Origin of the sequence: Acinetobacter sp. ASP199 (assembly GCF_022700675.1) — a bacterium.
Taxonomy (GTDB): domain Bacteria; phylum Pseudomonadota; class Gammaproteobacteria; order Pseudomonadales; family Moraxellaceae; genus Acinetobacter.
On record NZ_CP062182.1, the window covers coordinates 361,919 to 386,248 of the forward strand.

The following is a 24,330-nucleotide window of genomic DNA, read 5'->3' on the forward strand; positions in this document are numbered from 1 at the left end:
AAAGGGAATTAACTATCTACTCTATAAAAGAAGCTTATAACGGATCTTTATTGACATCACGAATTGGTCGTTGATAGCCCATAGACTGATATGGGGTATGTTCAACCATAGCTTGCTTTTTTGGCATGACCAGCCAAAGTACAAGATAAACCAAGATACCTGGGAAAGCGGCACTCATGATAGAGATCACCACGAAAATCAGACGCAGTAAATTTGCATTCCAACCAAAACGTTCAGCAATACCACCCATCACACCTGCAATCATGTTCGAGCGGTTAGAGCGATATAAACCAACATTGGCCATTCAGGTCTCCTTAACCATTGAGATAAAAGAACAATGACGTTCCTATTAAAATATGGAGCTAAGTTATTCTTTTTAAAGTGTCTAAATGCGGTTTATTCGTAAATTTATGTAAATTTAGATTAAGTATTTTTCTCGGAATCTTTAACATGAAGCCAAAGGTTCCTGAATTCAATAATAATCGTCTACCTTTGATTTTATAAAAAAACGCTTGGCTGTTCATCATCTGGTTGAATTAAATGAAATTTAAAGTTTTTAAAGCTTTCAAGACACTGGAGTATCGGCTTGGGGTGATATTGCTGGGTACACTCGGGCTGATGGGTTGTGAGCGTCATTCGGGTAAGCCGATCAGTGATAATGAACTTCAGTTGTCCCATAAAGAGGGGGTGGCTGTTTCCCTTGCCAATCAAGCTCTAGATGAAAATACGCCAGCCAAGAGGCTGACTGATATTGCCGGTCATGCTACTTTTAGAGAAGAAGATGGCTTTAATGAGCAGCCTATTCCAGATTATGCGGTCGACTTCGTTGGACGCTATTACACGGAAGTCAGTTGTGACGATGGCTTTTCTCCCTGCAAAAATGGCAAGGCAATGTTTATTCTTACCCTTGCCCCAAATGGTCTGGTATATCGCAGTATCTTGCAGCATGGTCAGGTATTTACCTTTCAAAACAAGATGGCGACACCTTATTCAACCTATCGCAAAGATCGTTGGGAATTAAATCCGACACGTAAGGAGCTGGTGATCTACCGTAAGGAAGGCCTGGTTCTGTATTATACCGTTAAAGATAATACCAAGCTGGTGATGAATATTGCAAAAACTCAGGAAGAGAATCATCACGAACTGATGGATCAGCATTATGTGCTGCCACGTATATCCTATGAGCTGGTGAAAGATGTGAATGATCAATTATTGACTTCGCCAGAAATAGGCGATGGTGGACTTAAAAAAGCTGACCAAATTAGGGATGAATTGAAACAGCCCAAATACAGATAAAAAATACAGATAAAAATTATAACAAGATTAAGAGAAAACCGCAGATTGGGGTGCAGGACTTAAAACCAGGATCCATAGCTTAAGAATCTATTGCTCTACCAAGTGGACTAATCACGCACAAATATACCTAAAACAATTCAAACATATTTTAAAAGTGGCATAGCGAAAATTCGGAAAAGGCAAATCAAAACCATGATCAGTTGATTGGAATATATAGATTTGATTCTCTTCGCAGACTGGAAGAAAGAATGGTGGGTCGTCCGCGACTCGAACGCGGGACCAACGGATTAAAAGTCCGCTGCTCTACCAACTGAGCTAACGACCCTGAGGAGTAGAAATGATGAAGATCATTTTTACGACGCAAGATTTGGTAATTGCGCTATCCCGAAGGATAAGATGGTGGGTCGTCCGCGACTCGAACGCGGGACCAACGGATTAAAAGTCCGCTGCTCTACCAACTGAGCTAACGACCCATCTTAGGCTGTCAAATAAATGGTGGGTCGTCCGCGACTCGAACGCGGGACCAACGGATTAAAAGTCCGCTGCTCTACCAACTGAGCTAACGACCCATATCATTTGATGGAGCGTATTGTAGCAAGATATGAAATCAGCGCAAGTAAAAAATAACAAAGTTGCCTATGTTTGATTATAAATGCAACAAATTGAATTTATATACACAAAAAATAGGCAACTTCGGTACTTAGAAGCGATATTGATAGGCCTGGATGTTGGCAAAAACCTCTGGCGTTACATCGCAATAAGCATCCGATCCTGGTAAGCAAACCAGTAGACGCTCATCTGTTTTGCTTGGGTCAAATGATTGCTCTTTCAATTTATTTTTCTGATATTTAAAAGTACCCGTGGTTTCGACCTGTTGCTGTATACGCAGGAATACCGGAACAGCATAAGCAGGCAGGCATTTCTTGAAACAGCTCAGCATGTCTTTCAGGTCAGTATCGCTCAGCTCAGCTTCCGGTTTCAGCGTAATGGCTGCCATACCGGCACGACCATTGGTATTTGGAATTTCCACCCCATACACCACTGCTTCCACAATCTTGTCATACTCGGTCAGCATGTTTTCCACTTCAGTAGTCGATACATTTTCACCTTTCCAGCGGAAAGTATCACCGAGACGGTCAACAAACTGCGCATGACGGAAACCGATGTCGCGGACTAGGTCGCCGGTATTGAAATAGGCGTCACCTTTGCAGAACACATCTTTTAGAATGACAGACTTATTCTTTTCCGGATCGGTATAGCCATCAAATGGGGAACGACGGGTAATTTTACCAATCAACAGGCCTGTTGCGCCTTTTTTGACGCGTTTACAGTGGCCTTTGGCATCACGTACCGGCTCGTTTTTGTCTTTATCGAATTCAACAATGGCATACGGAGTCGGAGAGAAACCGACAGTATTGTCAAAGTTAAACACATTACTGAAGCCGACATTACCTTCACTGGATGCATATAGCTCCAGTACTTCTTCAATGCCGAAACGGTTTTTGAATTTATCCCAGATGTTCGGACGCATGCCGTTACCGATCATTTTCTTGACGCGGTGACCTTTTTCCAGCTCGGAAGGCGGTGCATCCATCAGGTAACGACACAGTTCACCGACATAACCAATCACAGAAGCATCAAATTTTTGTACATCTTTCCAGAATGAAGAAGTTGAGAATTTACGGCGAATCGCAAATGTCCCTGCACCGGCAATCACGCCACACCAGCACACCACCATACCCGTTGCGTGATACAGGGGCAGGGTGCAGTACATCACATCCTCTTTACCCAGATTTAGCACATGACCATAGGTGCCATAGGCAAGGGTCCAGCGGCTATTGGTAAAAATGACAGCTTTTGGTAAACCGGTTGTGCCGGAAGTGTAGATGTAAAATAGACCATCTTTACCTTGCACACTATGTGTTGTTGATGGATTAAACTTCGGGAAAGTATCAATAACTTCAGCGAGATTGATAAAACCTTCAGGTGCCTGGCCAGGGTTTTGCTGAGTAGGTTGATCGGCAAACCAGTGGAAACGGTCCGATGCGATATTTAATTCATGACGGATTTCGGCAACTGCGGCGTGACATTCTTCACCCACAATTACTGCAATCGGCTTGACCAGATTAATGCTGTGCGCCAGCACCTTACCGACTTGTGAGGTGTTCAGCAGGGCAATGGTCACACCAAGCTTGGCCAGACCAATCACGCTGGCGATCATTTCCGGACGGTTCTCGACCATCAGGGCAACGACATCACCTTTTTTTGCACCTAGCGACAGGTAGTAATGTGCAATCTGGTTGGCCCAGCCATTCAGTTCTGTATAGCTAAAGCTCTGATCTTCAAAACGCAGGGCAATGCCTTCAGGGTTGCACTGTACCGCTTTTTCAAAGGCGAGACCCAGACCTGCAGCGGTATTCGGGGTACGTAAATAAGCCTGCCTAAGTCCATTTACCAAGTTCGGCACTTTTTTCAGGAAAGCGGGGATTTTGGCTGCGACATCAGCAATACCAATCAGATCATGTTGTGTGGTTTGGCTCATGGTAATCCTATTTCTTTTACGTATCCGATACGTGCACTGAATATGTAATAACTCTCTGTTATAGTTTTAATGGTTGATTTAAAGAGTAATCAACCTAATTTGACTAAATCTAGCAAAAAAAACCTAGTCACCGAAATGACTAGGTTTTTTTAGATTACTACAATTGGGCGAATTATGACTCAGTTGCAGTATTGGCTTTTTTCGGTGGACGGCCACGTGGGCGACGTGGACGGGCAGGAGATTTCTCTGCCTTTTCAGCTTCCGCTTCCACTGTTTCAACTTTAACTTCGGTTGCTTCAGCAGTATTTTCAGCTACTGGGGCTACTTCTTCGGTCGCTGTAGCTGTTTCTGGAGCCGCTGGTGCTTCAGTCGCCGCCGGAACAGTTTCAGTCTGTTCTGCAACTACTGGTTCAGCATGGGCTACAGGAGTTTCTGCTTGTGGCACTTCTACTTCAGCAACAGGTGTTTCAGGTGCAGTCGTTTGAGCTTCACTTGCTAGCGTAGCAGAGTTTTCTTCAGTCTGAGCTGCCTGTTTTACTTGTACCAGTGCCTGTTCCGCAGCAAGTTTTGCTAAACGACGACGTTCACGCGGATCGTTAGCAACACGCTTGTCTGACACAGGTTTTGGTGGCGTCAGATCTAGTACCGGAGCGGGTTCTGGTTCTGGCTGAGCCTTGCTCACTTCCACATCACGTGTCACCGGCTTTTTCTCGGCAGTCACAGCCAAAACAACAGTTTCGTTGTATTGCTGAGTGAACTTGTCCAGCGCGCGGTTAAAGGTTGCCATCAGACCAAACTGTTCAATCAGTACTGAACAATCTTCACCGTACACATGACGGATCAGGCTGCCTACAGTGTACTGACCAAGTGTTGGTACTTGTGAAGGACGAAGCTGAGTGGCTTGGGCCTGCTGACCTTGTGCAGCACGACGCTCACGACGACGTTGACGTGGGTCATTGCTGGCACGAGATTTTTCAGCCTTCGGAGCTACTTGCTCAAGCGCTGCTGCTGGAGCAGGTGCTTCAGTCAGATCGGTCGCTTCAGTTTTCTCTTCCAGTTCTGCTGCCATCGTTGCTACAGCTGGCGCCTTTTCAGGTGCAGTTTCAGCAGGAGCAGCAACCACAGGTGCAGTACTGTTCAGTGCCACAATGTCACTTTGGCCTTGATCGATATTCACAACCATGGCTGTTGGGGTCACTTCCTGACGCGGTGCATCAATCAGTTCTACACGGACTTGCTGCTCATTTGTAGCAGGTGCTTCAACAACAGCAGGTGCCTGAGGTGCAGCAGCCTGTTCATTCAGTACACTTTGATCGCGGTGGCGATTTGGGCGTTCTGGACGTTGCTGGTTGCGACGGTCACGACGTGGTACAGCATTTTGCTGTTCAGCTTGAGCATCCTGGTTGTGCTCCTGCTGATGGCGCGGGTTCTTGCGCTTTTGCTCACGTTGTTCTTGACGCTGTTCCTGACGAGACAATTGAACCACTTCTTCATGCACTTGCTGCTGTGCATTGTCATGTTGTTGTGGCTCGCGTTGCTCTTTATGCTTGTTATTGCGCTGTTTTTTATTGCTGCGTTGTGATTTTTCTTCACGTTCAGCTTTTTCAGCCTGATCACGCTCTGGTTTGTGCGCCACAGTTGATGGTGCAAGATAAGCATTGCTGCTTGCAGCAGCTTGCTGTGGTACATGTTGCGGTGCTTGCTGTGCAACAGGCGCAGCAACCTGACCGAATTGACCACGGCTCACTGCACCGCCATTGATCATTTGTTCAATCGCAGCAGCTGCATTGTTTGCAGTACGTGATTGATCAACAGTCGCAGCCTGTTTTTGTACAAACAGGTTTTCTAACCATGCACATGGGCTTGTCGATGCTTGAACAGGGGCAGCAACTTGCGCAGGCGCTTGTTGAGCAACCGTTGCTTGCTGTGCATTCTGGTTTTGATTTTGATTATTGCGGCGTTTATTGTTTCTGCTGTTGTTTTGTTGCTGAGCAGGCACTGGTGCGGCAGCATGTGCATGCTGCTCTTCTTCTAAATGCCATTCAGATGCTTCATAACCCAGTTCTTTTTCGCTTGAACGTGTTGCTTCAGTACGTTCATAGCTCGTTGGTGCAAAACCTTCAGGATTATAAGAAATCTCGTAATGCGGTGTTTCCAGGTGTGGGTGTGGCAATACAGTCACACGTGTATTTGAAGTCTGTTCCAGGTAAACCAGGCTGTGACGCTTTTCATTCAACAAGAATGCTGCGATCTCAACCGGTACTTCAACCTGAACTTCACCATGTCGTTCACGCAGGGCAATCTCTTCCACTTTACGCATAATTGAAAGTGATAGCGAGCGAAGATCACGTACCATACCTGTGCCATGACAGCGTGGGCATACATAGCCAGTCGCTTCTTCTAAAGAAGGACGCAGACGTTGACGGCTCATTTCCATCAGGCCAAAACGTGAAAGTTGACCAAACTGGATACGTGCACGGTCACTTTGTGTTGCTTCACGCAGTTTCGCTTCAACCATACGCTGGTTGCGGTCTTTGGTCATGTCGATAAAGTCGATCACGACTAAGCCACCAATATCACGTAAACGTAACTGGCGTGCAATTTCTTCAGCAGCTTCAAGGTTGGTATTTAACGCTGTATCTTCAACGTCCTGACCACGAGTCGATTTTGCCGAGTTAATGTCGATTGAAACCAATGCTTCAGTCTGGTCAATTACGATTGAACCCCCTGAAGGAAGTTTGACTTCGCGCTCATAAGCCGTTTGGATCTGGCTTTCGATACCGAAGTGAGCAAATAAAGGCTCATTTAGTGTATAGGTTTTCAGCTTGTCTAACTGACGTGGCATCACCGCTTTTACGAAGTTATACGCTTCGTTATACGCTTGCTCTGAGTCAATCAGGATTTCAGCAACATCATCACGTAAATAATCACGGATCGCACGAGTCACCACGCCTGCTTCTTGATGAACCAGCATTGGTGATGGACCAGAGCTTGCAGTGCTTTGGATTTGCGCCCAAAGATCCATCAAATGTTGTAGGTCAAGTTGCAGTTCTTCTTGAGAACGGCCAATCCCTGCGGTACGAACGATCACGCTCATGCCACGTGGTACATTTAAAGATGCCAGCATTTCTTTCAGTTCTTCACGCACTGAACCAGAAATCTGACGGCTAATACCACCACCTTTCGGATTATTTGGCATCAATACCAAATAACGGCCAGCAAGAGAGATGAAAGTAGAAAGGGCAGCACCTTTATTGCCACGTTCTTCTTTTTCCACCTGAACCAAAAGCTCGGTGCCTTCAGTGATCAGTTCGCGGATATTTGAAGTCTGGCGAGGATCTGCTTTGTAATAAGTATTGGCAATTTCACGCATCGACAAGAAACCTTGACGACCCGCACCGTATTCAACGAATACAGCTTCTAAAGAAGGTTCTACGCGAGTCACGTGACCTTTATAGATATTAGATTTCTTTTGTTCACGGGTACGATTCTCTAAATCGAAATCGTAAAGACGCTGACCAGTGACAAGTGCAACGCGAATTTCTTCGGCATGTGTTGCATTAATCAACATACGTTTCATGGGTGTAACACCTTATAGTGATACACAGCAAAAAATCGCTATACACGTAGCGAACATCACACATCACGGATCAATGGCTCAGATCTGCAATGAATTTCATTGTGGTCTGAGTCTTTTATGACCGAGCTCTATTTAATATAGATGGGCTTCGGTTTTGATTCACGTATTGATGATGGCAATACGGCTTCAATCTTTAAACGATTAAAGTCACCTGAACGCTTCACTGGCGGACGAGCGGTGCATTGGATGTGAGTAACTTTCACTGTCACATTGCTCGAAGATCATCCCTTCTTTGTAGATAGAGTGTCTTGATACGGAATTATCGTCGTACCTTTACAAACTGTGCAGATCCAATGCATCAAACGCTGTAGCCTGAAGTCGTCTTCAGGGTGCGACTAATCTGATGTGTATCAGTTTACGTTTAAAAGCCAACTAGGTTGGCGACATATTTTTTCAGACAAACTGATTTATGTACCTGAGGTACAATTAAACGCAACAGTTTGCTTTTTTGCCGATATAATAAGCCTTCGGCGTCGGCATAATTCTTTTGGGACCTTTCCGTATTATGTGAGGGTTTAATTGAATGATCATGTACAGAAGTAAATCTGTCATACACCAACTTTTACTCACAAACGATGGTTTCCGTGCGCTGACTATATCAAACCTTGCATCATCTGCCTATGGGCTAAGCTTATGTTTCTTGTGTAAAGCATAGCCTAAGTGGTCATTTGTTAATCAATTTCAATCAATTTTTAGGTCATAGTAACTGTATGAATTCTACGCAACAATGGCAAAACGTCACGTGGTTTGAGGTGGATGAACACCAAGATGGACAGCGAATCGATAATTTCCTGTTCACTCGTCTGAAAGGTGTACCAAAAAGCCGCATCTATCGTTTGATCCGTGAAGGCCAGGTTCGCGTGAATAAAAAACGAATTAAGGCAGAAACTAAACTGGCGATTGGTGATCAAATCCGTGTGGCACCAATACGTTATGAACAAAAAGATGAATCTGCTGCACCGGTTTCTGATAAGGTCGCTCAAGGTCTGTTGGCACGTGTAATTTATGAAGATGAAGGCTTGATGGTGGTGAATAAACCATCGGGTATTGCTGTGCATGGAGGGAGTGGTGTGGCCTATGGCCTGATCGAAGGTCTGCGTGCTGCAACGGGTAAAAAATACTTGGAACTGATCCACCGGATTGACCGTGACACTTCGGGTCTGGTGATGATCTCGAAAAAACGTAGTGTGCTTAAAACTCTGCAAGATTTATTACGTGAACATAAAATTAAAAAAACTTATGCAGCAGTCGTAAAAGGGCAAGTAAGTCTGGATAAGCAATTAATTGATGCACCTTTACACCGTTATGAACTATCTAATGGTGAACGTCGTGTCCGTGTCTCTAAAGAAGGTAAGGATTCGAAAACCCAGTGGAACGTAGCAGAGCGTTTTATGCATGCCACACTGGTATATGCCTCTCCGCTTTCCGGACGTACCCATCAGATTCGTGTGCATGGTCTAAGTATCGGTCATCCACTGGTTGGCGATGAAAAGTATGGGCATGAAACTGAATATCGTGGACCAAAACCACGCCGTTTGTGCCTACATGCCATGCGTCTGGAAATTCCGGGTTATCCTGTGATTGAAGCACCATTACCTGAAGATATGCAGAGTCTGGTGGCGCAGTTAAGAGCGCAGAAGGCGGATAAAGTGGTCGCGTCAGAAGTGGACGACGAGTAATTTTTTTAGCTTTTTAATGAGCCTTCTCTGATCTTGCTTCATTTAAGTGGGGAAAGTCCCTCTTTTTATTAGAGTGGGTGAGATTAAAATGATATGCAAAATGTAGTTTTGCGACTTCTTGATGAATCCTCTCCCTAACCCTCTCCTTTAATAAAGGAGAGGGAACATTATTTAACGAATGGTAGTGATGAATTAAAGTTTGTTCAAAATTCGGCTTTAGTTTTTCCCCATAATCTATCTAATAATGAAAAATTCCCTCTCCTTTTAGGAGAGGGTTAGGGAGAGGTCAACAATCAAACCCTGAATCAAATATTAGGAACCTTATATGAATTCACCTGTAAAACTGGTCATTTTTGATTGGGATGGCACTTTATTTGATTCAGTGGGTCAAATCGTGGCAAGCCTGCAGTTTGCAGCACAACAGTTTCAGCAACCACTAACCGATGCAGATGCCAAAAGCATTATTGGCTTAGGTCTGCCGGAAGTTGCGCAGAGACTATTCCCAGCTGTGCCAGAATTGCATGCGGATATTCTGCAAGTCTATTCAGATCATTATGTAGAAAATTCTGTTGAGGATGCCTGGTTTGAGGGGGTGGCTGAGATGCTCTACGCATTAAAAGATCAAGGGATCAAACTGGCTGTTGCAACTGGTAAAAGCCGTAAAGGATTGGACCGTGTATTAAAGCAAACGAAGAGTCTGGAACTATTTCATGCGACTCGTGCTGCCAGTGAAACCAAATCTAAGCCAGATCCTTTAATGTTGGCTGAAATCCTGGCAGAAACTGGTGTACATGCTCATGAAGCGATTATGGTCGGTGATACGTCTTATGATCTGGAAATGGCGCTGAATATTGCGATGCCAAGTGTAGGCGTAACCTACGGGGTGCATACATTAGAGACTTTAGCGCAGTTTAATCCATTGTCGATTGTGAATGATGTCAGCAGTTTACATGAGTTTTTATTGGCTAAAGTCCAATGGAAGGAAGCGATTTAATCCAGTATTCTGGGTTCTATCAAATGACAGGCAATTTATGTAGTTTAAATGTCTGTCATTGCATTCAATTTATGCATTTAGTCTAATCTTTTAGTCTAAAGCTGCAAACTTGATCAATTTAAACTACCAAAATTATCAAGAATTCCACCTGGAATTTTTTCAATGTAATTAATCAAATTGTTGTTTTATATAGATTAATATGAGAAATATTTATAGTTAATAGCTATAGCGAAAAATAAAATAACTATTGGCATTCAGCGGTTAATTTTCCGATTCTTAGACAGTTTATTCTTATGCGCTTTCCAAGAGTGCGATTTTAATGGGTCGCAGGCTTTTTGCTATGTGGCACAAGCTTCTTGGATTCTTGCATAACGCTCATTTTTGCAGTTTAAGGAAACACTGATGTCGAATTCTGCTGTTGTTGAATCAGTTGCACAAGCCCTCCGTAGCGCTGAATTATCAAAAACTGCGATCGCACCGATTCGCCCAGAACTTGGTGGTGAAAGTGCTGACGTAGATATCGCTTATGCCGTTCAAGAAGTGAACACAGAGCGTGCATTGTCTGAAGGTCGCCGTTTGGTTGGCCGTAAAATTGGTTTGACATCTAAAGTTGTTCAAGCACAGCTTGGCGTAGATCAGCCTGACTTCGGTATGTTGTTTGCTGATATGGCGTATGGCGACGGTGAAGCGATTCCAGCAGGTTTACTCATTCAACCGAAAGTTGAAGCTGAAATTGCATTTGTGATCAAACAAGATTTGACCAAAGAAAAACACACTTATGCAGACATTATCAGTGCAACTGACTATGCACTTCCTGCAGTAGAAGTGGTCGATAGCCGTATCGAAAACTGGAAAATCAGCTTGATCGACACAGTTGCAGATAACGCATCTTCAGCTGCATTCGTTTTAGGTTCTCAACCTGTAAAACTTGAAAACCTTGATCTTGTGAACTGCAAAATGGTCATGACACGCGGTGAAGAAGTTGTGTCTCAAGGTGTGGGTAAAGCATGTCTAGCAAACCCGATGAATGCTGCGGTTTGGCTTGCAGATGAAATGGTACGCCGTGGTCGTCCATTGCTTGCAGGCGACATCATTTTAACAGGTGCGCTAGGTCCAATGGTTGTGGCAAACCCAGGCGATGAATTCAAAGTTGAAATTGAAGGCTTCGGTTCTGTAACAGCTGCTTTCGCTGCTGAATAATCCCAGATTCAAAGAGAGTACATTCATGAAAAAGATTAAATGTGCAATGATCGGTCCAGGTAACATCGGTACTGATTTGCTATACAAATTGCAACGTAGCGAATGGTTAGAGCCAGTATGGATGGTGGGTATTGACCCAACGTCTGAAGGTCTTGCTCGTGCAGCAAAAATGGGTTTAAAAACCACTGCTGAAGGTGTAGATGGTCTTCTTCCTCACGTAATCGAAGATGACATCAAAATTGCATTCGATGCAACTTCTGCATACGTTCACGCAGAAAACAGCCGTAAGTTAAATGAACTTGGCGTGTTAATGATTGATTTAACACCTGCTGCAATTGGTCCATTCTGCGTACCGCCTGTAAACCTTGAAGCTTTGCTTGAACAAGGTGAAGTACCAAACGTAAACATGGTGACATGTGGTGGTCAAGCGACTATTCCTATGGTGGCTGCAATTTCACGTGTTCAACCAGTTGAATATGGCGAAATCATTGCAACGGTATCGACTAAATCAGTTGGTCCAGGTACACGTAAAAACATCGACGAATTCACACGTACAACTGCAGGCGCAATTGAACAAGTGGGTGGCGCGAAACAAGGTAAAGCAATCATCATTATTAACCCGGCTGAGCCACCGTTAATGATGCGTGATACTGTTCACTGTCTAGTTGAAGGTGAGCCGGATCAAGCAGCGATTACTGAATCTGTTCACGCGATGATCAAAGAAGTTCAAAAATATGTACCAGGTTACAAACTTGTGAATGGTCCAGTATTTGATGGTAACCGTGTTTCTATCTTCCTAGAAGTAGAAGGTTTGGGTGACTTCTTGCCTAAATATGCAGGTAACCTAGACATTATGACTGCGGCAGCTGCACGTACAGCAGAAATGTTTGCAGAACGTGTTTTAAACGCAGCTGAAGCTTAAGGAGTTACCACATGTCTAAAATTATTATTAATGATATGACTTTACGTGATGGTATGCATCCAATGCGCCATCAAACTACACCTGAGCAAATGGTTGCGATTGCAACTGCACTTGATGACGCGGGTGTACCGTTAATCGAAGTGACTCATGGTGATGGTCTTGGCGGTAACTCTGTAAACTACGGTTTTGCAGCAGCAACTGATGAAGAATACCTGACAGCTGTTATTCCAAACCTTAAACAAGCAAAAGTATCTGCACTTTTACTTCCTGGTATTGGTACGGTTGATCATTTGAAAATGGCACATGAGGTTGGTGTATCAACGATTCGTGTTGCAACACACTCAACTGAAGCAGATGTATCTGAACAGCATATTACTGCTGCACGTAAATTGGGTATGGACACTGTGGGCTTCTTGATGATGGCGCACATGGCTTCTCCAGAAAAATTGCTTGAAGAAGCACAAAAAATGGTGTCATACGGTGCAAACTGTGTGTATGTGACTGACTCTGCAGGTTACATGCTGCCACAAGACGTGACTGATCGCGTTGCACTTTTACGTGAAAACCTTGGTTCTGATATCGAAATCGGTTTCCACGGTCACCACAACCTAGGCATGGGTGTTGCGAACTCTGTTTCTGCAGTACAAGCAGGTGCGACCCGTGTTGACTTGGCATCTGCTGGTCTTGGTGCTGGTGCGGGTAACACGCCACTTGAATTGTTTGTGGCGGTTGCTAACCGTATGCAACTTGAAACAGGTGTAGACTTGTTTAAAGTCCAAGACGTTGCGGAAGATCTGATCATTCCAATGATGACACATCAGATCCGTGCAGACCGTGATGCGGCAACTTTAGGTTATGCAGGTGTTTACTCTTCATTCCTATTATTCGCGAAACGTGCTGAAGCGAAATATGGCGTATCTGCGCGTGAAATCCTGATGGAACTGGGTCGCCGTGGTACGGTTGGCGGTCAAGAAGACATGATCGAAGATTTGGCATTAACAATGGCGAAAGCGCGTGAGCTTCAAGCTTAATTGTTAAAACGTAAGTTTTAAAAAAGCGTCCGAAAGGGCGCTTTTTTATTTTGAAAATTTAAAAATATTAAAGTAACAAAATAATCACTGAATCTACGCATAACTGATTTACGCTGTTTATTCATAAATCTTTGAACTGAAAAAGAAAGCTTTGGAATTAAATAACAATAATATTTTTTATAAATGCAACTTATAGTTTTTGAGTATTATAAAAAGTCTTAAACGTAAAAACGATTAAAAAATAGGATTTCAAGGGTTTATATTTTTTTTAATCTTTAATTTAAAATATAGAACAAGGAGTTATTTTCATTGTTTAGTAAAATAATAAAAAATATCTAAGATTTTAAAAATATTAAAGAAATGGCAAATATATCCAAATAAATCCAGAAAAATAATTGAGGTCAAAAAGTTAATACTGTGGTCGGATTTTAAATAAATACGTTGTTGAGCATGATGCAGCCATCACTTCTTATGTTGGTTAAGGACAAAGAAAATGCGTCGTCATAATTTATGGATAGCAATCATTGCTGCAACAGCGACTTTAGGAACAACAGCTGCTCAAGCTGATTTTATTGACGATAGTAATGTTCAATTAAAATTTAAGAATTTTTATTTAGAACGTAATTATGATAATGAATCTGAAAAAAACTATGGTAACTGGACTCAAGCTGTAACTTTAGATGCTAAGTCTGGTTATCACGATATTGGTGGTGGGGTTCAGGTAGGGGCTGATCTATTAGCACAATATGCTGTAGGTTTGAAATCTCCTGATAATGTGAATGATATTCACATGCCATATAGCAACAAAGATAAGAAGACTGAGCGTGATAATGCCAAGTTGGGTGCAACCTTAAAAGTTAAAGTATCTGAAACTGAGTTGAAGGTTGGTGATCTTTTACCAATGTCACCTGTATTGTTCTTCGATCCATCTCGTCAACTACTGACTACTTATAGTGGTGCATGGTTAGAGTCTAAGGACATTAAAGACACTAAACTGACTTTAGCGTATATCGATGGCATCAATGCCCGTTATGACAATCAGTATCAGGATTTAACTCTTTTCCCGCAAAATGATTTTGCCAAAGCTGAAGCTGCTGGCCTATCAACTGATGACGGTATGTATATTGTTGGAATCGACCATCAATTCACACCAAAAATTGGAGGTAGTTACTGGTATGCCGATGTTACCAACATCTACCAACAACACTATGCAGCTGTAAACTACAAAACGACTTTGGCTGAAAAAACCAAGCTCGATACGCATGTCCGCTATTTTGACAACAGCGAATCTGGCGACAAATTATATGGCAACATCGACAACCAGGCAGTATCTGCTGGCGCAAAAATCAACAATGGTATGCATACGGTACAGCTAGGTTACCAGCAAATGTTTGGTGATATGGGCGGGGCAGGTATGTTCCCAACGTTGGGTGGATGGGTGCCACAGCCTTATCTAGACAACTGGTCGGTGGCAAGTTTCATTCGTAAAGATGAGCGTTCGTGGAGCCTAGGTTATACCTATAACTTTGCTGATGCAGGGGTGCCTGGCTTAACTGCAACAGTACGCCATTTCCGTGGTGATAATATTCATGGATTGAAGGATAAGGCAGGTAATGCAATTGCCGAAGGTAAAGAGAATGAGAACAATGTGATCGTGAACTATGTGGTACCTGAAGGTAAGCTCAAAGGTTTAGGCTTCAATTACATGTTCATTGATACCAATTATAACTTTGGTAACGATCTTCAAGAACACCGTGTGGCAACCACATATACGTATAAATTCTAAAATTGAGACTCTAAAAGAGCGGTGTATCAACACCGCTCTTTTTTATGTAAGTGGACTGTATAAATCTTGAAATGGTTTATAGGTTAAAAATAATAAAACTATAAATAACAAATACTTAAATTATATTTTTTTTCTAGTACGCAATCGTAATTTTGTATCAGTTGACCTGTGCTAAGCGGTTAATATAAAGCTGTAAAAAGTCATTTTTAAAGAGTCAACTTGACGTCAGCTTCTCACTGTAGATGGACGCGCAAGCTAAAGACTGTATAGAGGAATCAACATGAGCACTGTTCAAATCCCTGAATATAAAACAGATCCATTCTTTGGCTTAGAAGACAAATGGATTGAAACTGCAGAAGGTGAGTTAACTCACTACCACGAAATTGGTGAAGGTACACCAATTCTATTCCTTCATGGTTCTGGTACTGGCGTATCTGCTGCTGCAAACTGGTGGTTGAACCTGCCTGCAATTGGTGAGCAAGCACGTTGTATCGCAATTGACACGATTGGTTATGGCCAAACTGTTGTTGCGCCAGGTACTGCTTACGGTATTCGTGCATGGGTAGACCACGCGATCCGTACTTTAGATGCGCTTGGCATCGAAAAAACATGGTTAGTAGGTAACTCACTTGGTGGTTGGTTGGCATTCCAATTGGCACTTGATTATCCAGAGCGTGTTTTGGGTATCGTATCTATGGGTACTGGTGGTGCGAAACAAACTGCTGCACTTAAAGCACATGCTAATCCTGTTTTAACTGAAGAAGGTATTCGTAAGACACTTTCTATGTTCGTTGTGAATAAAGATTTGATCACTGACGAATTGGTTAAAGTGCGTTTTGATTCAGCTGCAAACGATTATGCATCTGACCGTTTAATGGACGTTGTTGGCGCACGTGACCGTGACCGTTTCGAATTCCCGTTAGACTTCGAAAAAATGAAAGAAATTACTGTGCCAGTATTGTTGATTCACGGTACGCAAGACGTGGTAATTCCTGTGTCACGTACTTGGGATATTTTGAACATTGTTCCAAATGCTGATGCACACATTTTCAGCCAATGTGGTCACTGGTCTCAAGTTGAAAAAGCAGATGAGTTCAACACTGTGATCAAAAACTATCTAGCTGTACACGGCGTAAAATAATTTTGAGCGTCTAAAAAAGGGGTGACTTCGGTCATCCTTTTTTATACCTAAAAAGATTGTCTCAACTGTATTCAATGATTGTGATTCTCATTAATAGCTGATTTAGATTTAAACATAATTTGCACAATATCTTTGGTGTCTAAATTCTTTTTCCGAACCCTTAAAACCGCATTAGACTTAAGTTGTAAAAGCAGGGGGTGAATGGAATATTAAATGATCAATTTTACACTTTTGATAGGTTTTTTTAATACAACAGCTGGCTGAAATATAGGTTAAAACGTTAAATACGGATGATTTTGTTTGATTGGAAAACATACATTTGAATTTGGGGAAATAAAAAAACGCGCCCCTGATCTTGTCAGTGAGCGCGTCGGGATTAAGCGAAAGGCTTATTGTTACTGATCGCGATTAATATCGAGATAGAATACACGTGTCAGTAATTCAAGGAATTTTTTCACCGCAACCGAGTTGCCATCTTTTCGGTAGCTGACATACAGATCCAGATAAGGTAGCTCAACGTCTAATGGGCGAATCACCGTATTGTTCATGGTCAGTGGCGCGATATAGCCGGGTAGAATGGTACAACCCAAACCCATCCCGATCGAGTTAATGTTAAATAAAATATTATCGGCTTTTTGCACAATATTAAATTCGATGTTATTGCTACGAGCGAAATCCATAATACTATTATGTAATGTTAAAGATTGCTCAGCTGATGGAATAATAAAATCAATACCATTCAGTGCTTTAACAGGGATTCGTTCGTGTTTCGCAAGTGGGTGATCTTTAGGAAGCAAGAACAGTAAAGGCTCACGTAGTACAAACTGGCTTTCAATTTCATCGCTGTTAAAATTGTGGCGAGTAAAGGTAATATCGAGTTCACCTTTTTTGAGTAGCTTCATTTGCTCAGTGTTATTTAAGCTCAGCAACTCAATTTTGAGATCAGGATTTTGAACACGTAAGTTTGGCAGGACGTAAGGGAAGATTTTCATTTCTGCCACAGGAACAAAGCTAATGCGGAGCATCTGCTGTTTAGCCTGTGATACCTGGCGTGCCATAGCAACCGCCTTATCTGCTTGAGCCAGCGTCAGGCGAGCCTGTTCAAGGAATACTGCGCCTTCCTCGGTGAGTTCGACTTTACGCTTAGTACGGTTGAGTAGCTTTACGCCCACATCTTCCTCTAGGTCTTTGATTTGCTGACTTAAAGAGGGTTGTGCGGTATAAAGCTTGAGTGCCGCCTTGCTAAAGTTCAGTTCTTCAGCAACGGTAATAAAGTAACGAAGATGTCGTAATTCCATAAAACTAGCCCGCCGAGTAATCCAAAAAATGTATTACTATAATTTTCAAGCAGTATAGTGCATAAGCAACTATATGGTGAAGCTTATTTTACCATTCACCAAGTAAATGAATGTGTCATAAAAAAAATGTTTTAATGGAGAGTATCGCCAAGTCAGTAATTGGTGAAATCTATTAATCAAAACAAAAAAAATATTTCCGCAAATCCACTCAAAAATCCATCATCGTCGAAAAGTTGAGTCTATTTACTTTGTGCCGTTACTGGTCACAGGAGAGCTTTTCATGAGTGGAAAAATTGATGTGCGCGAAATCGACGCTTTAGTCGATGCACAAAATGGACGTATCTCGCCATCTATCTATACAGATCCAGATCTATACGAATTAGAACTTGAACGCGTGTTTGGTCGTACCTGGTTATTCCTTTGCCATGAAAGCCAGATTCCTAAGGCTGGTGACTTCTTCAATACCTATATGGGTGAAGATCCGATTATTGTGGCACGTCAAAAAGACGGTTCAATCAAAGCATTCTTAAACCAATGCCGTCACCGCTCTATGCGTGTGAGCTTCGCAGACTGTGGTAATACCCGTGCATTCACTTGCCCATACCACGGCTGGTCTTACGGTATTGACGGTTCTTTAAAAGACATCCCGCTTGAAGAGCGTGCTTTCCCGCACGGTGCTTGCAAAGAGCAATGGGGTCTGGTTGAAGTTAACCGTGTTAAATCATACAAGGGCTTAATCTTCGGGTGCTGGGATGAAACTACTCCAGATCTGGAAGAATACATGGGTGATATCGCTTGGTACCTAGATGGCGTATTAGACCGTCGTCCAGGTGGTACTGAAATCATCGGTGGTGTACACAAGTGGGAAATCGAGTGTAACTGGAAATTTGCAGCTGAACAGTTTGCATCTGACCAATATCACGCATTGTTCTCTCACGCATCTGCGATTCAAGTATTGGGCGCGAAACCAGATGATGAAGGCTCTAAAAAATTAGGTGCTGCACAAACAGCCCGTCCAGTTTGGGAAACGGCTAAAGACGCGGTCCAGTACGGTTCACGCGGTCATGGTTCAGGCTTCTTCTTTACAGAAAAACCAGATGCTAACGTTTGGGTTGACGGTGAAGTAGCAAACTATTTCCGCGAAACTTATGAAGAAGTGAAAGAACGTCTGGGTGAAGTTCGTGCACTGCGTCTTGCAGGTCACAACACCATGTTCCCGACATTGTCTTGGTTGAACGGTACAGCAACACTTCGCGTATGGCACCCACGTGGTCCAAACAAAACTGAAGTTTGGGCATTCTGTATCGCAGACGCTGAAGCATCACAAGAAGTGAAAGAAGCATTCGAACGTTCTGCAACACGTGCCTTCGGTCCTGCCGGTTTCCTGGAGCAAGATGACTCTGAAAACTGGATCGAAATCCAAAAAGTTTTACGTGGTTACAAAGCGCGTAAAAACCAGTTGATTATGGAAATGGGTAAAGGTAACGAGAAAAAACGTGAAGATGGTATCCCGGGTATCACCAACTACATTTTCTCTGAGACTGCAGCACGCGGTATGTACCGTCGCTGGGCAGATTTGTTAATCCATGAAAAATGGGAAGACGTGGAAAAAGCAGCTGACGAATACGAGAAGGAGCTTATGAAATGAGTCAGATCAGTTTAGAACTTCAACATCAAATTAGTCAGTTCCTCTATCGTGAAGCTAAATTGCTTGACGACTGGAAATTCCGCGAATGGTTAGACGTATTGGCAGAAGATATTTCTTATACCTTGCGTACTACACCGAACGCTCAAACGCGTGACCGTCGCCGTTCGATCGAGCCACCAACAACTTGGGTATTTAACGATACCAAAGATTTGTTGGAACGCCGTGTTGCCCGTCTTGAGACAGGTATGGCTTGGGCTGAAGAACCTCCTTCACGCACCACTCACATGGTTTCAAACATTATTGTTGAAGCGACTGAAGTTGAAGGCGAATACGACGTTTACGTTACGTACTTGTTGTACCGCACACAGAAAGAGAAAGATGTAACGATCTATTGTGGTAAGCGTCACGACAAGATCCGCAAAGTCGATACTGCTCAAGGTTTCCAGATCTTCAACCGTAAGATTACCCTTGATCAGGTGACTTATAACTCACATAACCTGAGTGTGTTCTTCTAATGAATAAGATTTTTGTTTGCCAAGTTGACGAATTAGACGAAGGCGAAGCATTGAAAGTAGATTGCGGCGTAAACGGTATCGAAGCGCTTGCAGTCTTCAACAATGGTGGTGAGTTCTTCGCAATGAACGACCGTTGTTCACATGGTAACGCTTCTATGTCAGAAGGTTACCTTGAAGACGACGGCACAGTTGAATGTCCACTTCACTCAGCTCGTTTTTGTTTAAAAACTGGTCAAGCATTATGTTTACCAGCAACTGATCCAATCCAGACTTTCCCGGTGATTGTTGAAGATGGTCAGTTATTTGTAGAGATGGCAGGAGAGTAATCATGGGTTGGCTACAAGGCGAAGTTGCACTGATCACGGGTGGTGGTTCAGGCTTAGGCTGGGCGCTGGTCGAACGTTTCCTTGAGGAAGGGGCACAAGTTGCCGTTCTTCAACGTTCACAGTCTAAAGTTGATGCATTGAAAGAACATTTTGGTGACCGCGTGCTTGCGATCGCAGGTGATGTGGCCAACTATGAAGATAACGTTCGTGCAGTTCAGGCAACTGTAGAACGTTATGGCAAACTCGATTGCTTCGTAGGTAATGCCGGTATCTGGGATCACTATGCCGATATCGTCAATACTTCAGGTGAACAGCTTGAAAAAGCGTTCGATGAAATCATGGGCATTAACACCAAGTCTTTAATTCTTGGTGCTAAAGCTGCTCTTGATGAACTCGTGAAATCTGAAGGTTCAATCATTTTCACACTGTCTAACTCTGCACTTTACTCTGCAGGTGGCGGTCCAGTTTACACTGCATCAAAACATGCTGGTGTAGGCATTATGAAAGAACTGGCTTACGAGCTTGCGCCTAAAGTACGAGTGAACGCTGTTGCGCCGTCAGGTATGAATGTGAATATCAAGGGTGCGGCATCATTAGGTCAGGAAAATCTTGGTCTGCTCGATGCACGTGACCCTGAGAAAATCGCACGTGGTATGCCACTGAACTTCTTGCCTGAACCGGAAGACATGACAGGTTCATACGTGCTCTTGGCATCTCGTCAAAACAACCGTCCTTTGACTGGTGTTTTAATTAACGCTGAATGTGGTCTGGGTATTCGTGGTTTACGTCAACCACGTGCAGGTTTCTTTGACGAATAAAATCTAGTCTAATTCAAATGGACTTACCGGCAGCCTGTTCTTGGCTGCCTTCCTTTTAAGGAGTCTCTCATGGCCGTTAAACTTATTTGTGCATCGCACAGTCCTTTAATGGAATTTGCTACACCGCAAGACCAGGCACAAGAACAGAAAGTTCGTGCTGCGTTTGAAACATTGTCTGCGGAAGTAAAAGCTTACGACCCAACTTTGATCATCACGTTTGGTCCAGACCATTTCAATGGTTTCTTCTATGACTTAATGCCAAGTTTCTGCGTGGGTATTCGTGCCAAAGCAGCAGGGGATTGGAATTATGGCAAAGACAATGACCATATTGATGTCCCTGAAGACAAAGCATTGGCGATGGTTCGTCGTGTTTTAGATGAAGGTGTAGACGTTGCGTACTCATACCGTATGCAAGCGGATCATGGTGTGACTCAGCCATTACATTTCTTGTGTGACGGTCAACTCGATCGCTACCCAACGATCCCAGTATTTATTAATGGCGCTGCTGCACCTATGCCAACAACAAAGCGTACGATTGCTTTGGGCCGTGCAGTAGGTCAATACATTAAATCTTTAAACCTTGAAAATGAGCGTGTTCTTGTTTTAGGTACAGGCGGTCTTTCACATGATCCACCTACACCACAAATGGGTTCAGTGCCTCCTGAAGTTGAAGAATTCCTGATTGCAGGTCGTAACCCAACGCCTGAAGCACGTGAAGCGCGTCAAGCGAAAGTCATTGCAGTTGGTCAAAAGCTCGCCGCAGGTGATACCTCTGTTGCTGTACCCTTAAGTCCTGAGTGGGATATCGCATTGCTTGAGAAATTCAAAAATGCTGATTTCGCTGCAATGGAAGCGATGACAGAAGCTGAAATTCGTCGTGACGGTGGCCGTGGTGGTCAAGAAGTACGTTCATGGATGGCAGCATTTGCTGCACTTGATGAAGTGGGCGCATACGACATGACAACACATTGCTATGAAGACATCAGCGAGTGGATTGCGGGCTTCGGTATCGTATCTGCAGATTTAAAAGGTTAATGACATGAGCAACATCGAAACCATCGTAATTGTAGGTGCTGGCCAAGCTGGCGCGAGTGCAATTTTAGAACTTCGTGGTAACAAATACGAAGGTAAAATCATTCTGATTGGTGATGAAACGCATCTACCTTATGAGCGTCCACCGCTGTCTAAAGACGTGATTTTAAAACCTGAAGAAACCAAGATTGAAATTTTGTCAGAAGAAAAACTGGCAGAACTTGGTGTTGAAACGATTCGTGGAAATGGCGTTGCGAAAATCAATGCGGCTGCGAAAACGGTTGAACTTCAAAATGGTGACGTTGTTGCTTATGACAAGTTGCTTCTTGCAACAGGTGGTGCTGCACGTCGTTTACCAAACTTTGATGCGTTGGGTAAACACGTTTATACACTACGTAACCTTGAAGATTCGCAAGCACTTGTGCCTGTACTTCAGCCGGGTCGTCGTATCATCTTAATTGGTGGTGGTGTGATCGGTCTTGAACTTGCATCATCTGCACGTTTTAAAGAGTGCGACGTGACTGTGATCGAAATGGGTCCAATGGTGATGGGTCGTTCATCGCCGCGCGTATTGAGCGAATTCTTGTTGGCTCAACAACGTCTTGCGGGTGTTGATGTACGTCTTTCAACATCAATTGCGGATTGCAAATTAGATGGCGAAGAAATTGTTGTGACTTTAGGTGACGGCGAAGAACTTCGTGCAGATGCAGTGGTTTACGGTATTGGTATTGTGCCAAATGCTCAACTTGCAGTTGAAGCGGGTCTAGATGTTGATCTTGCGATTAAAGTGAACGAAAACTGCCAAACTTCAAATGCTGACATTTATGCAGCAGGTGATGTTGCAACTCAATTGCGTGATTGTGGTAATCACCGCCGTGTTGAGACTTGGGAAAATGCCAACCTTCAAGCAGGTATCTTCGCTCGTCATGTAATGGGTGTTGAGCATCCAGTTGCAAACCCAGCTTGGTTCTGGACTGACCAATTGGATATTAACTACCAGTTCGTGGGCGACATGGCTGCAGCAGAGTGGGTGGCACGTGGTGAAATCAATCCTGAACTTCGTGCAGATTCATCATTCGTATTGTTTGGTGTGACTGACGGTGTGATCGTGGGTGGTATCACGGTTAATGCAGCGAAAGAAATGCGTCATCTTAAAAAGTTGATTAGCAAGCAAGCTGCATTTGAAGCAGACAAATATTTAGATCTTAGCCAAGATCTTCGTAAGCTTGTGAAGTGACGTTGTCGTTCTGAGCGGTTTACAAAAGGGCAGACCTCGGGCAACCTAGGTCTGCTTTTTTATGCTTATTTTAGGCGTTGATGAACACCCCGAACTTTGTATGATGGATTTGGATGGGTTTTGCGTAGGGGATACTTTACTTTTCAAAGATGAAAAGTAACAAAAATCTTTTGCGCAACTGAGGATATGTCCCTATATCCCAGTTCCGCTGCGACATCCATGTCGCCACACTTATTTTCATGATGGGTTTGAGCAAAGATGCCTTCAATTATTATTTTTAAATTTAATTGAGTTGTATATGAATTCAAACTCATCTCCCATGATTGTCACAGCCAGCATTTATGCCTTGCTCGTACTCATTTGGGCGGCAACACCGTTGGCCATTGTTTGGAGTGTTGCTGAAGTCCACCCAATGTGGGTGCTGATCATCCGCTATTTTGGTGCATCGATTATTGCATTGGCTTTACTTAAGCTGATGCGTAATCCATTGCCATTTGATACAGCATCCATGAAAAGTTATTTGGCGGGGAGCCTTAACTTGATTGGTGCACAGCTATTTATCTATCTGGCGGCCAATTACTTAACTTCTGGTTTGATGGCACTCATTTTTGGATTGTCCCCATTGATCGCAGGTTTAATCGGGCATGTGATTTTAAAAACCCATAAATTGGTGTGGTTACAATGGCTCGGCATGGCAGTGGCGGTGGGCGGCTTAACCTTTGTATTTGCTGACTCTGCTGAAACCAATGTCAATCCTTGGGGTGTGGTGCTGATGATCATCAGTATGATCTCGTACATCAGTTCCATTTTCTGGGTCAAGCAAATCAATGCACCATTGAAACCGATGTCACAAGCAACAGGTTCACTGCTGGTCTCAGCCCTTGGCTCTTTGGTGTTGATTCCATTTATTTGGCAACATTTCCCGACTCAAATACCAAGCACGAATGCGATCATTGGTTTTGTATTTACCATGATTTTATCGTCTATCGTGGCGATGCTGTGTTACTTCTGGCTCATTCGACGTTTGGCGGCGTCCACGGTGTCTTTGAGTAATGTCATGACCCCTGTGATTGCATTGGTGTTAGGCGCGACTTTAAACAGTGAGCACATCAGTTCGAATGCCTTTGTCGGTATTGTGATTGTAATGTTCGGTATTATCATGTACTTCTGGAAAGAATGGCGCGAGCAGTATTTTTCTAAATCCTAAGCTGTACTATTCAAATTA

The 24,330-nt window shown here is 43.3% G+C and carries 19 protein-coding genes and 3 tRNA genes; 15 read left to right on the forward strand and 7 right to left on the reverse strand.

What is annotated here, in order from left to right; translation table 11 throughout:
* Window positions 1-34: 34 nt before the first annotated feature.
* Window positions 35-304 carry a PspC domain-containing protein gene (locus tag IHE35_RS01700; protein ID WP_242788803.1) on the reverse strand — a complete coding sequence of 90 codons (270 nt, stop codon included), beginning with the start codon at window positions 302-304 and terminating at the stop codon, window positions 35-37.
* Between the two features lie 236 nt (window positions 305-540).
* Between IHE35_RS01700 and IHE35_RS01705 the strand changes: the two genes are divergently transcribed.
* Complete coding sequence (locus tag IHE35_RS01705; RefSeq protein WP_242788805.1) at window positions 541-1,296, forward strand: hypothetical protein; 756 nt, start codon at window positions 541-543, stop codon at window positions 1,294-1,296.
* Window positions 1,297-1,545: 249 nt separating this feature from the next.
* Here IHE35_RS01705 and IHE35_RS01710 read toward each other — a convergent pair.
* From IHE35_RS01710 to IHE35_RS01730, 5 genes are all read right to left on the reverse strand, one after another.
* A tRNA-Lys gene (locus tag IHE35_RS01710) sits at window positions 1,546-1,621 on the reverse strand.
* A gap of 72 nt (window positions 1,622-1,693) precedes the next feature.
* Window positions 1,694-1,769 (reverse strand) — tRNA-Lys (locus IHE35_RS01715).
* A gap of 20 nt (window positions 1,770-1,789) precedes the next feature.
* Window positions 1,790-1,865 (reverse strand) — tRNA-Lys (locus IHE35_RS01720).
* Between the two features lie 131 nt (window positions 1,866-1,996).
* Complete coding sequence (locus IHE35_RS01725) at window positions 1,997-3,838, reverse strand: long-chain-acyl-CoA synthetase (RefSeq protein WP_242788808.1); 1,842 nt, start codon at window positions 3,836-3,838, stop codon at window positions 1,997-1,999.
* A 172-nt stretch (window positions 3,839-4,010) separates the two neighbouring features.
* Complete coding sequence (locus IHE35_RS01730; protein WP_242788809.1) at window positions 4,011-7,418, reverse strand: Rne/Rng family ribonuclease; 3,408 nt, start codon at window positions 7,416-7,418, stop codon at window positions 4,011-4,013.
* A 770-nt stretch (window positions 7,419-8,188) separates the two neighbouring features.
* On the opposite strand from IHE35_RS01730, the gene IHE35_RS01735 reads away from it, so the two are divergent.
* From IHE35_RS01735 to IHE35_RS01765, 7 genes are all read left to right on the forward strand, one after another.
* Window positions 8,189-9,157, forward strand: coding sequence for an RluA family pseudouridine synthase (locus IHE35_RS01735; RefSeq protein ID WP_242788813.1), 969 nt, complete (start codon window positions 8,189-8,191; stop codon window positions 9,155-9,157).
* A 325-nt stretch (window positions 9,158-9,482) separates the two neighbouring features.
* Window positions 9,483-10,151, forward strand: a complete 669-nt coding sequence (locus tag IHE35_RS01740; protein ID WP_242788814.1) for an HAD-IA family hydrolase — start codon at window positions 9,483-9,485, stop codon at window positions 10,149-10,151.
* 402 nt (window positions 10,152-10,553) lie between these two features.
* Window positions 10,554-11,351 (forward strand): fumarylacetoacetate hydrolase family protein, encoded by a 798-nt coding sequence (locus IHE35_RS01745; protein WP_242788824.1) that lies wholly within the window; start codon window positions 10,554-10,556, stop codon window positions 11,349-11,351.
* 25 nt (window positions 11,352-11,376) lie between these two features.
* Window positions 11,377-12,273 carry an acetaldehyde dehydrogenase (acetylating) gene (locus tag IHE35_RS01750; protein ID WP_242788826.1) on the forward strand — a complete coding sequence of 299 codons (897 nt, stop codon included), beginning with the start codon at window positions 11,377-11,379 and terminating at the stop codon, window positions 12,271-12,273.
* Between the two features lie 11 nt (window positions 12,274-12,284).
* Window positions 12,285-13,304, forward strand: a complete 1,020-nt coding sequence (dmpG, locus tag IHE35_RS01755; RefSeq protein ID WP_242788828.1) for a 4-hydroxy-2-oxovalerate aldolase — start codon at window positions 12,285-12,287, stop codon at window positions 13,302-13,304.
* Window positions 13,305-13,797: 493 nt separating this feature from the next.
* Window positions 13,798-15,090: an OprD family outer membrane porin gene (locus IHE35_RS01760; RefSeq protein WP_242788830.1), complete on the forward strand. Its 1,293-nt coding sequence runs from the start codon at window positions 13,798-13,800 to the stop codon at window positions 15,088-15,090.
* A 280-nt stretch (window positions 15,091-15,370) separates the two neighbouring features.
* A complete protein-coding gene (locus IHE35_RS01765) occupies window positions 15,371-16,231 on the forward strand; it encodes an alpha/beta hydrolase (RefSeq protein ID WP_242788832.1) in 861 nt (286 codons plus the stop codon).
* A 395-nt stretch (window positions 16,232-16,626) separates the two neighbouring features.
* Here the strand turns inward: IHE35_RS01765 and hcaR are convergent, their stop codons facing one another.
* Window positions 16,627-17,529 (reverse strand): DNA-binding transcriptional regulator HcaR, encoded by a 903-nt coding sequence (gene hcaR, locus IHE35_RS01770; protein WP_242788834.1) that lies wholly within the window; start codon window positions 17,527-17,529, stop codon window positions 16,627-16,629.
* Window positions 17,530-17,809: 280 nt separating this feature from the next.
* On the opposite strand from hcaR, the gene hcaE reads away from it, so the two are divergent.
* From hcaE to IHE35_RS01805, 7 genes are all read left to right on the forward strand, one after another.
* Complete coding sequence (gene hcaE, locus IHE35_RS01775; protein ID WP_242788836.1) at window positions 17,810-19,177, forward strand: 3-phenylpropionate/cinnamic acid dioxygenase subunit alpha; 1,368 nt, start codon at window positions 17,810-17,812, stop codon at window positions 19,175-19,177.
* Window positions 19,174-19,692: a 3-phenylpropionate/cinnamic acid dioxygenase subunit beta gene (gene hcaF / locus IHE35_RS01780; protein WP_242788838.1), complete on the forward strand. Its 519-nt coding sequence runs from the start codon at window positions 19,174-19,176 to the stop codon at window positions 19,690-19,692. The genes hcaE and hcaF overlap by 4 nt, the downstream gene beginning before the upstream one ends.
* Window positions 19,692-20,018, forward strand: a complete 327-nt coding sequence (gene hcaC, locus IHE35_RS01785; protein WP_076752998.1) for a 3-phenylpropionate/cinnamic acid dioxygenase ferredoxin subunit — start codon at window positions 19,692-19,694, stop codon at window positions 20,016-20,018. The genes hcaF and hcaC overlap by 1 nt, the downstream gene beginning before the upstream one ends.
* 2 nt (window positions 20,019-20,020) lie before the next feature.
* The gene (hcaB, locus tag IHE35_RS01790) at window positions 20,021-20,836 is read left to right on the forward strand and encodes a 3-phenylpropionate-dihydrodiol/cinnamic acid-dihydrodiol dehydrogenase (protein ID WP_242788840.1); all 816 of its coding nucleotides are present in this window, start codon (window positions 20,021-20,023) and stop codon (window positions 20,834-20,836) included.
* A gap of 69 nt (window positions 20,837-20,905) precedes the next feature.
* Window positions 20,906-21,871 carry a 3-carboxyethylcatechol 2,3-dioxygenase gene (locus IHE35_RS01795; protein WP_242788842.1) on the forward strand — a complete coding sequence of 322 codons (966 nt, stop codon included), beginning with the start codon at window positions 20,906-20,908 and terminating at the stop codon, window positions 21,869-21,871.
* Between the two features lie 4 nt (window positions 21,872-21,875).
* Window positions 21,876-23,105, forward strand: a complete 1,230-nt coding sequence (gene hcaD / locus IHE35_RS01800; protein ID WP_242788844.1) for a 3-phenylpropionate/cinnamic acid dioxygenase ferredoxin--NAD(+) reductase subunit — start codon at window positions 21,876-21,878, stop codon at window positions 23,103-23,105.
* 298 nt (window positions 23,106-23,403) lie between these two features.
* On the forward strand, window positions 23,404-24,312 hold the full coding sequence (locus IHE35_RS01805; RefSeq protein WP_242788846.1) for an EamA family transporter: 909 nt from the start codon (window positions 23,404-23,406) through the stop codon (window positions 24,310-24,312).
* Window positions 24,313-24,330 lie beyond the last annotated feature (18 nt).

What these genes read in the sequence shown, in the direction of transcription:
- IHE35_RS01700 (WP_242788803.1), bottom strand. Translation starts at nt 304, where the DNA reads ATGGCCAATGTTGGTTTATATCGCTCTAACCGCTCGAACATGATTGCA.
- IHE35_RS01705 (WP_242788805.1), top strand. Translation starts at nt 541, where the DNA reads ATGAAATTTAAAGTTTTTAAAGCTTTCAAGACACTGGAGTATCGGCTT.
- IHE35_RS01725 (WP_242788808.1), bottom strand. Translation starts at nt 3,838, where the DNA reads ATGAGCCAAACCACACAACATGATCTGATTGGTATTGCTGATGTCGCA.
- IHE35_RS01730 (WP_242788809.1), bottom strand. Translation starts at nt 7,418, where the DNA reads ATGAAACGTATGTTGATTAATGCAACACATGCCGAAGAAATTCGCGTT.
- IHE35_RS01735 (WP_242788813.1), top strand. Translation starts at nt 8,189, where the DNA reads ATGAATTCTACGCAACAATGGCAAAACGTCACGTGGTTTGAGGTGGAT.
- IHE35_RS01740 (WP_242788814.1), top strand. Translation starts at nt 9,483, where the DNA reads ATGAATTCACCTGTAAAACTGGTCATTTTTGATTGGGATGGCACTTTA.
- IHE35_RS01745 (WP_242788824.1), top strand. Translation starts at nt 10,554, where the DNA reads ATGTCGAATTCTGCTGTTGTTGAATCAGTTGCACAAGCCCTCCGTAGC.
- IHE35_RS01750 (WP_242788826.1), top strand. Translation starts at nt 11,377, where the DNA reads ATGAAAAAGATTAAATGTGCAATGATCGGTCCAGGTAACATCGGTACT.
- dmpG (WP_242788828.1), top strand. Translation starts at nt 12,285, where the DNA reads ATGTCTAAAATTATTATTAATGATATGACTTTACGTGATGGTATGCAT.
- IHE35_RS01760 (WP_242788830.1), top strand. Translation starts at nt 13,798, where the DNA reads ATGCGTCGTCATAATTTATGGATAGCAATCATTGCTGCAACAGCGACT.
- IHE35_RS01765 (WP_242788832.1), top strand. Translation starts at nt 15,371, where the DNA reads ATGAGCACTGTTCAAATCCCTGAATATAAAACAGATCCATTCTTTGGC.
- hcaR (WP_242788834.1), bottom strand. Translation starts at nt 17,529, where the DNA reads ATGGAATTACGACATCTTCGTTACTTTATTACCGTTGCTGAAGAACTG.
- hcaE (WP_242788836.1), top strand. Translation starts at nt 17,810, where the DNA reads ATGAGTGGAAAAATTGATGTGCGCGAAATCGACGCTTTAGTCGATGCA.
- hcaF (WP_242788838.1), top strand. Translation starts at nt 19,174, where the DNA reads ATGAGTCAGATCAGTTTAGAACTTCAACATCAAATTAGTCAGTTCCTC.
- hcaC (WP_076752998.1), top strand. Translation starts at nt 19,692, where the DNA reads ATGAATAAGATTTTTGTTTGCCAAGTTGACGAATTAGACGAAGGCGAA.
- hcaB (WP_242788840.1), top strand. Translation starts at nt 20,021, where the DNA reads ATGGGTTGGCTACAAGGCGAAGTTGCACTGATCACGGGTGGTGGTTCA.
- IHE35_RS01795 (WP_242788842.1), top strand. Translation starts at nt 20,906, where the DNA reads ATGGCCGTTAAACTTATTTGTGCATCGCACAGTCCTTTAATGGAATTT.
- hcaD (WP_242788844.1), top strand. Translation starts at nt 21,876, where the DNA reads ATGAGCAACATCGAAACCATCGTAATTGTAGGTGCTGGCCAAGCTGGC.
- IHE35_RS01805 (WP_242788846.1), top strand. Translation starts at nt 23,404, where the DNA reads ATGAATTCAAACTCATCTCCCATGATTGTCACAGCCAGCATTTATGCC.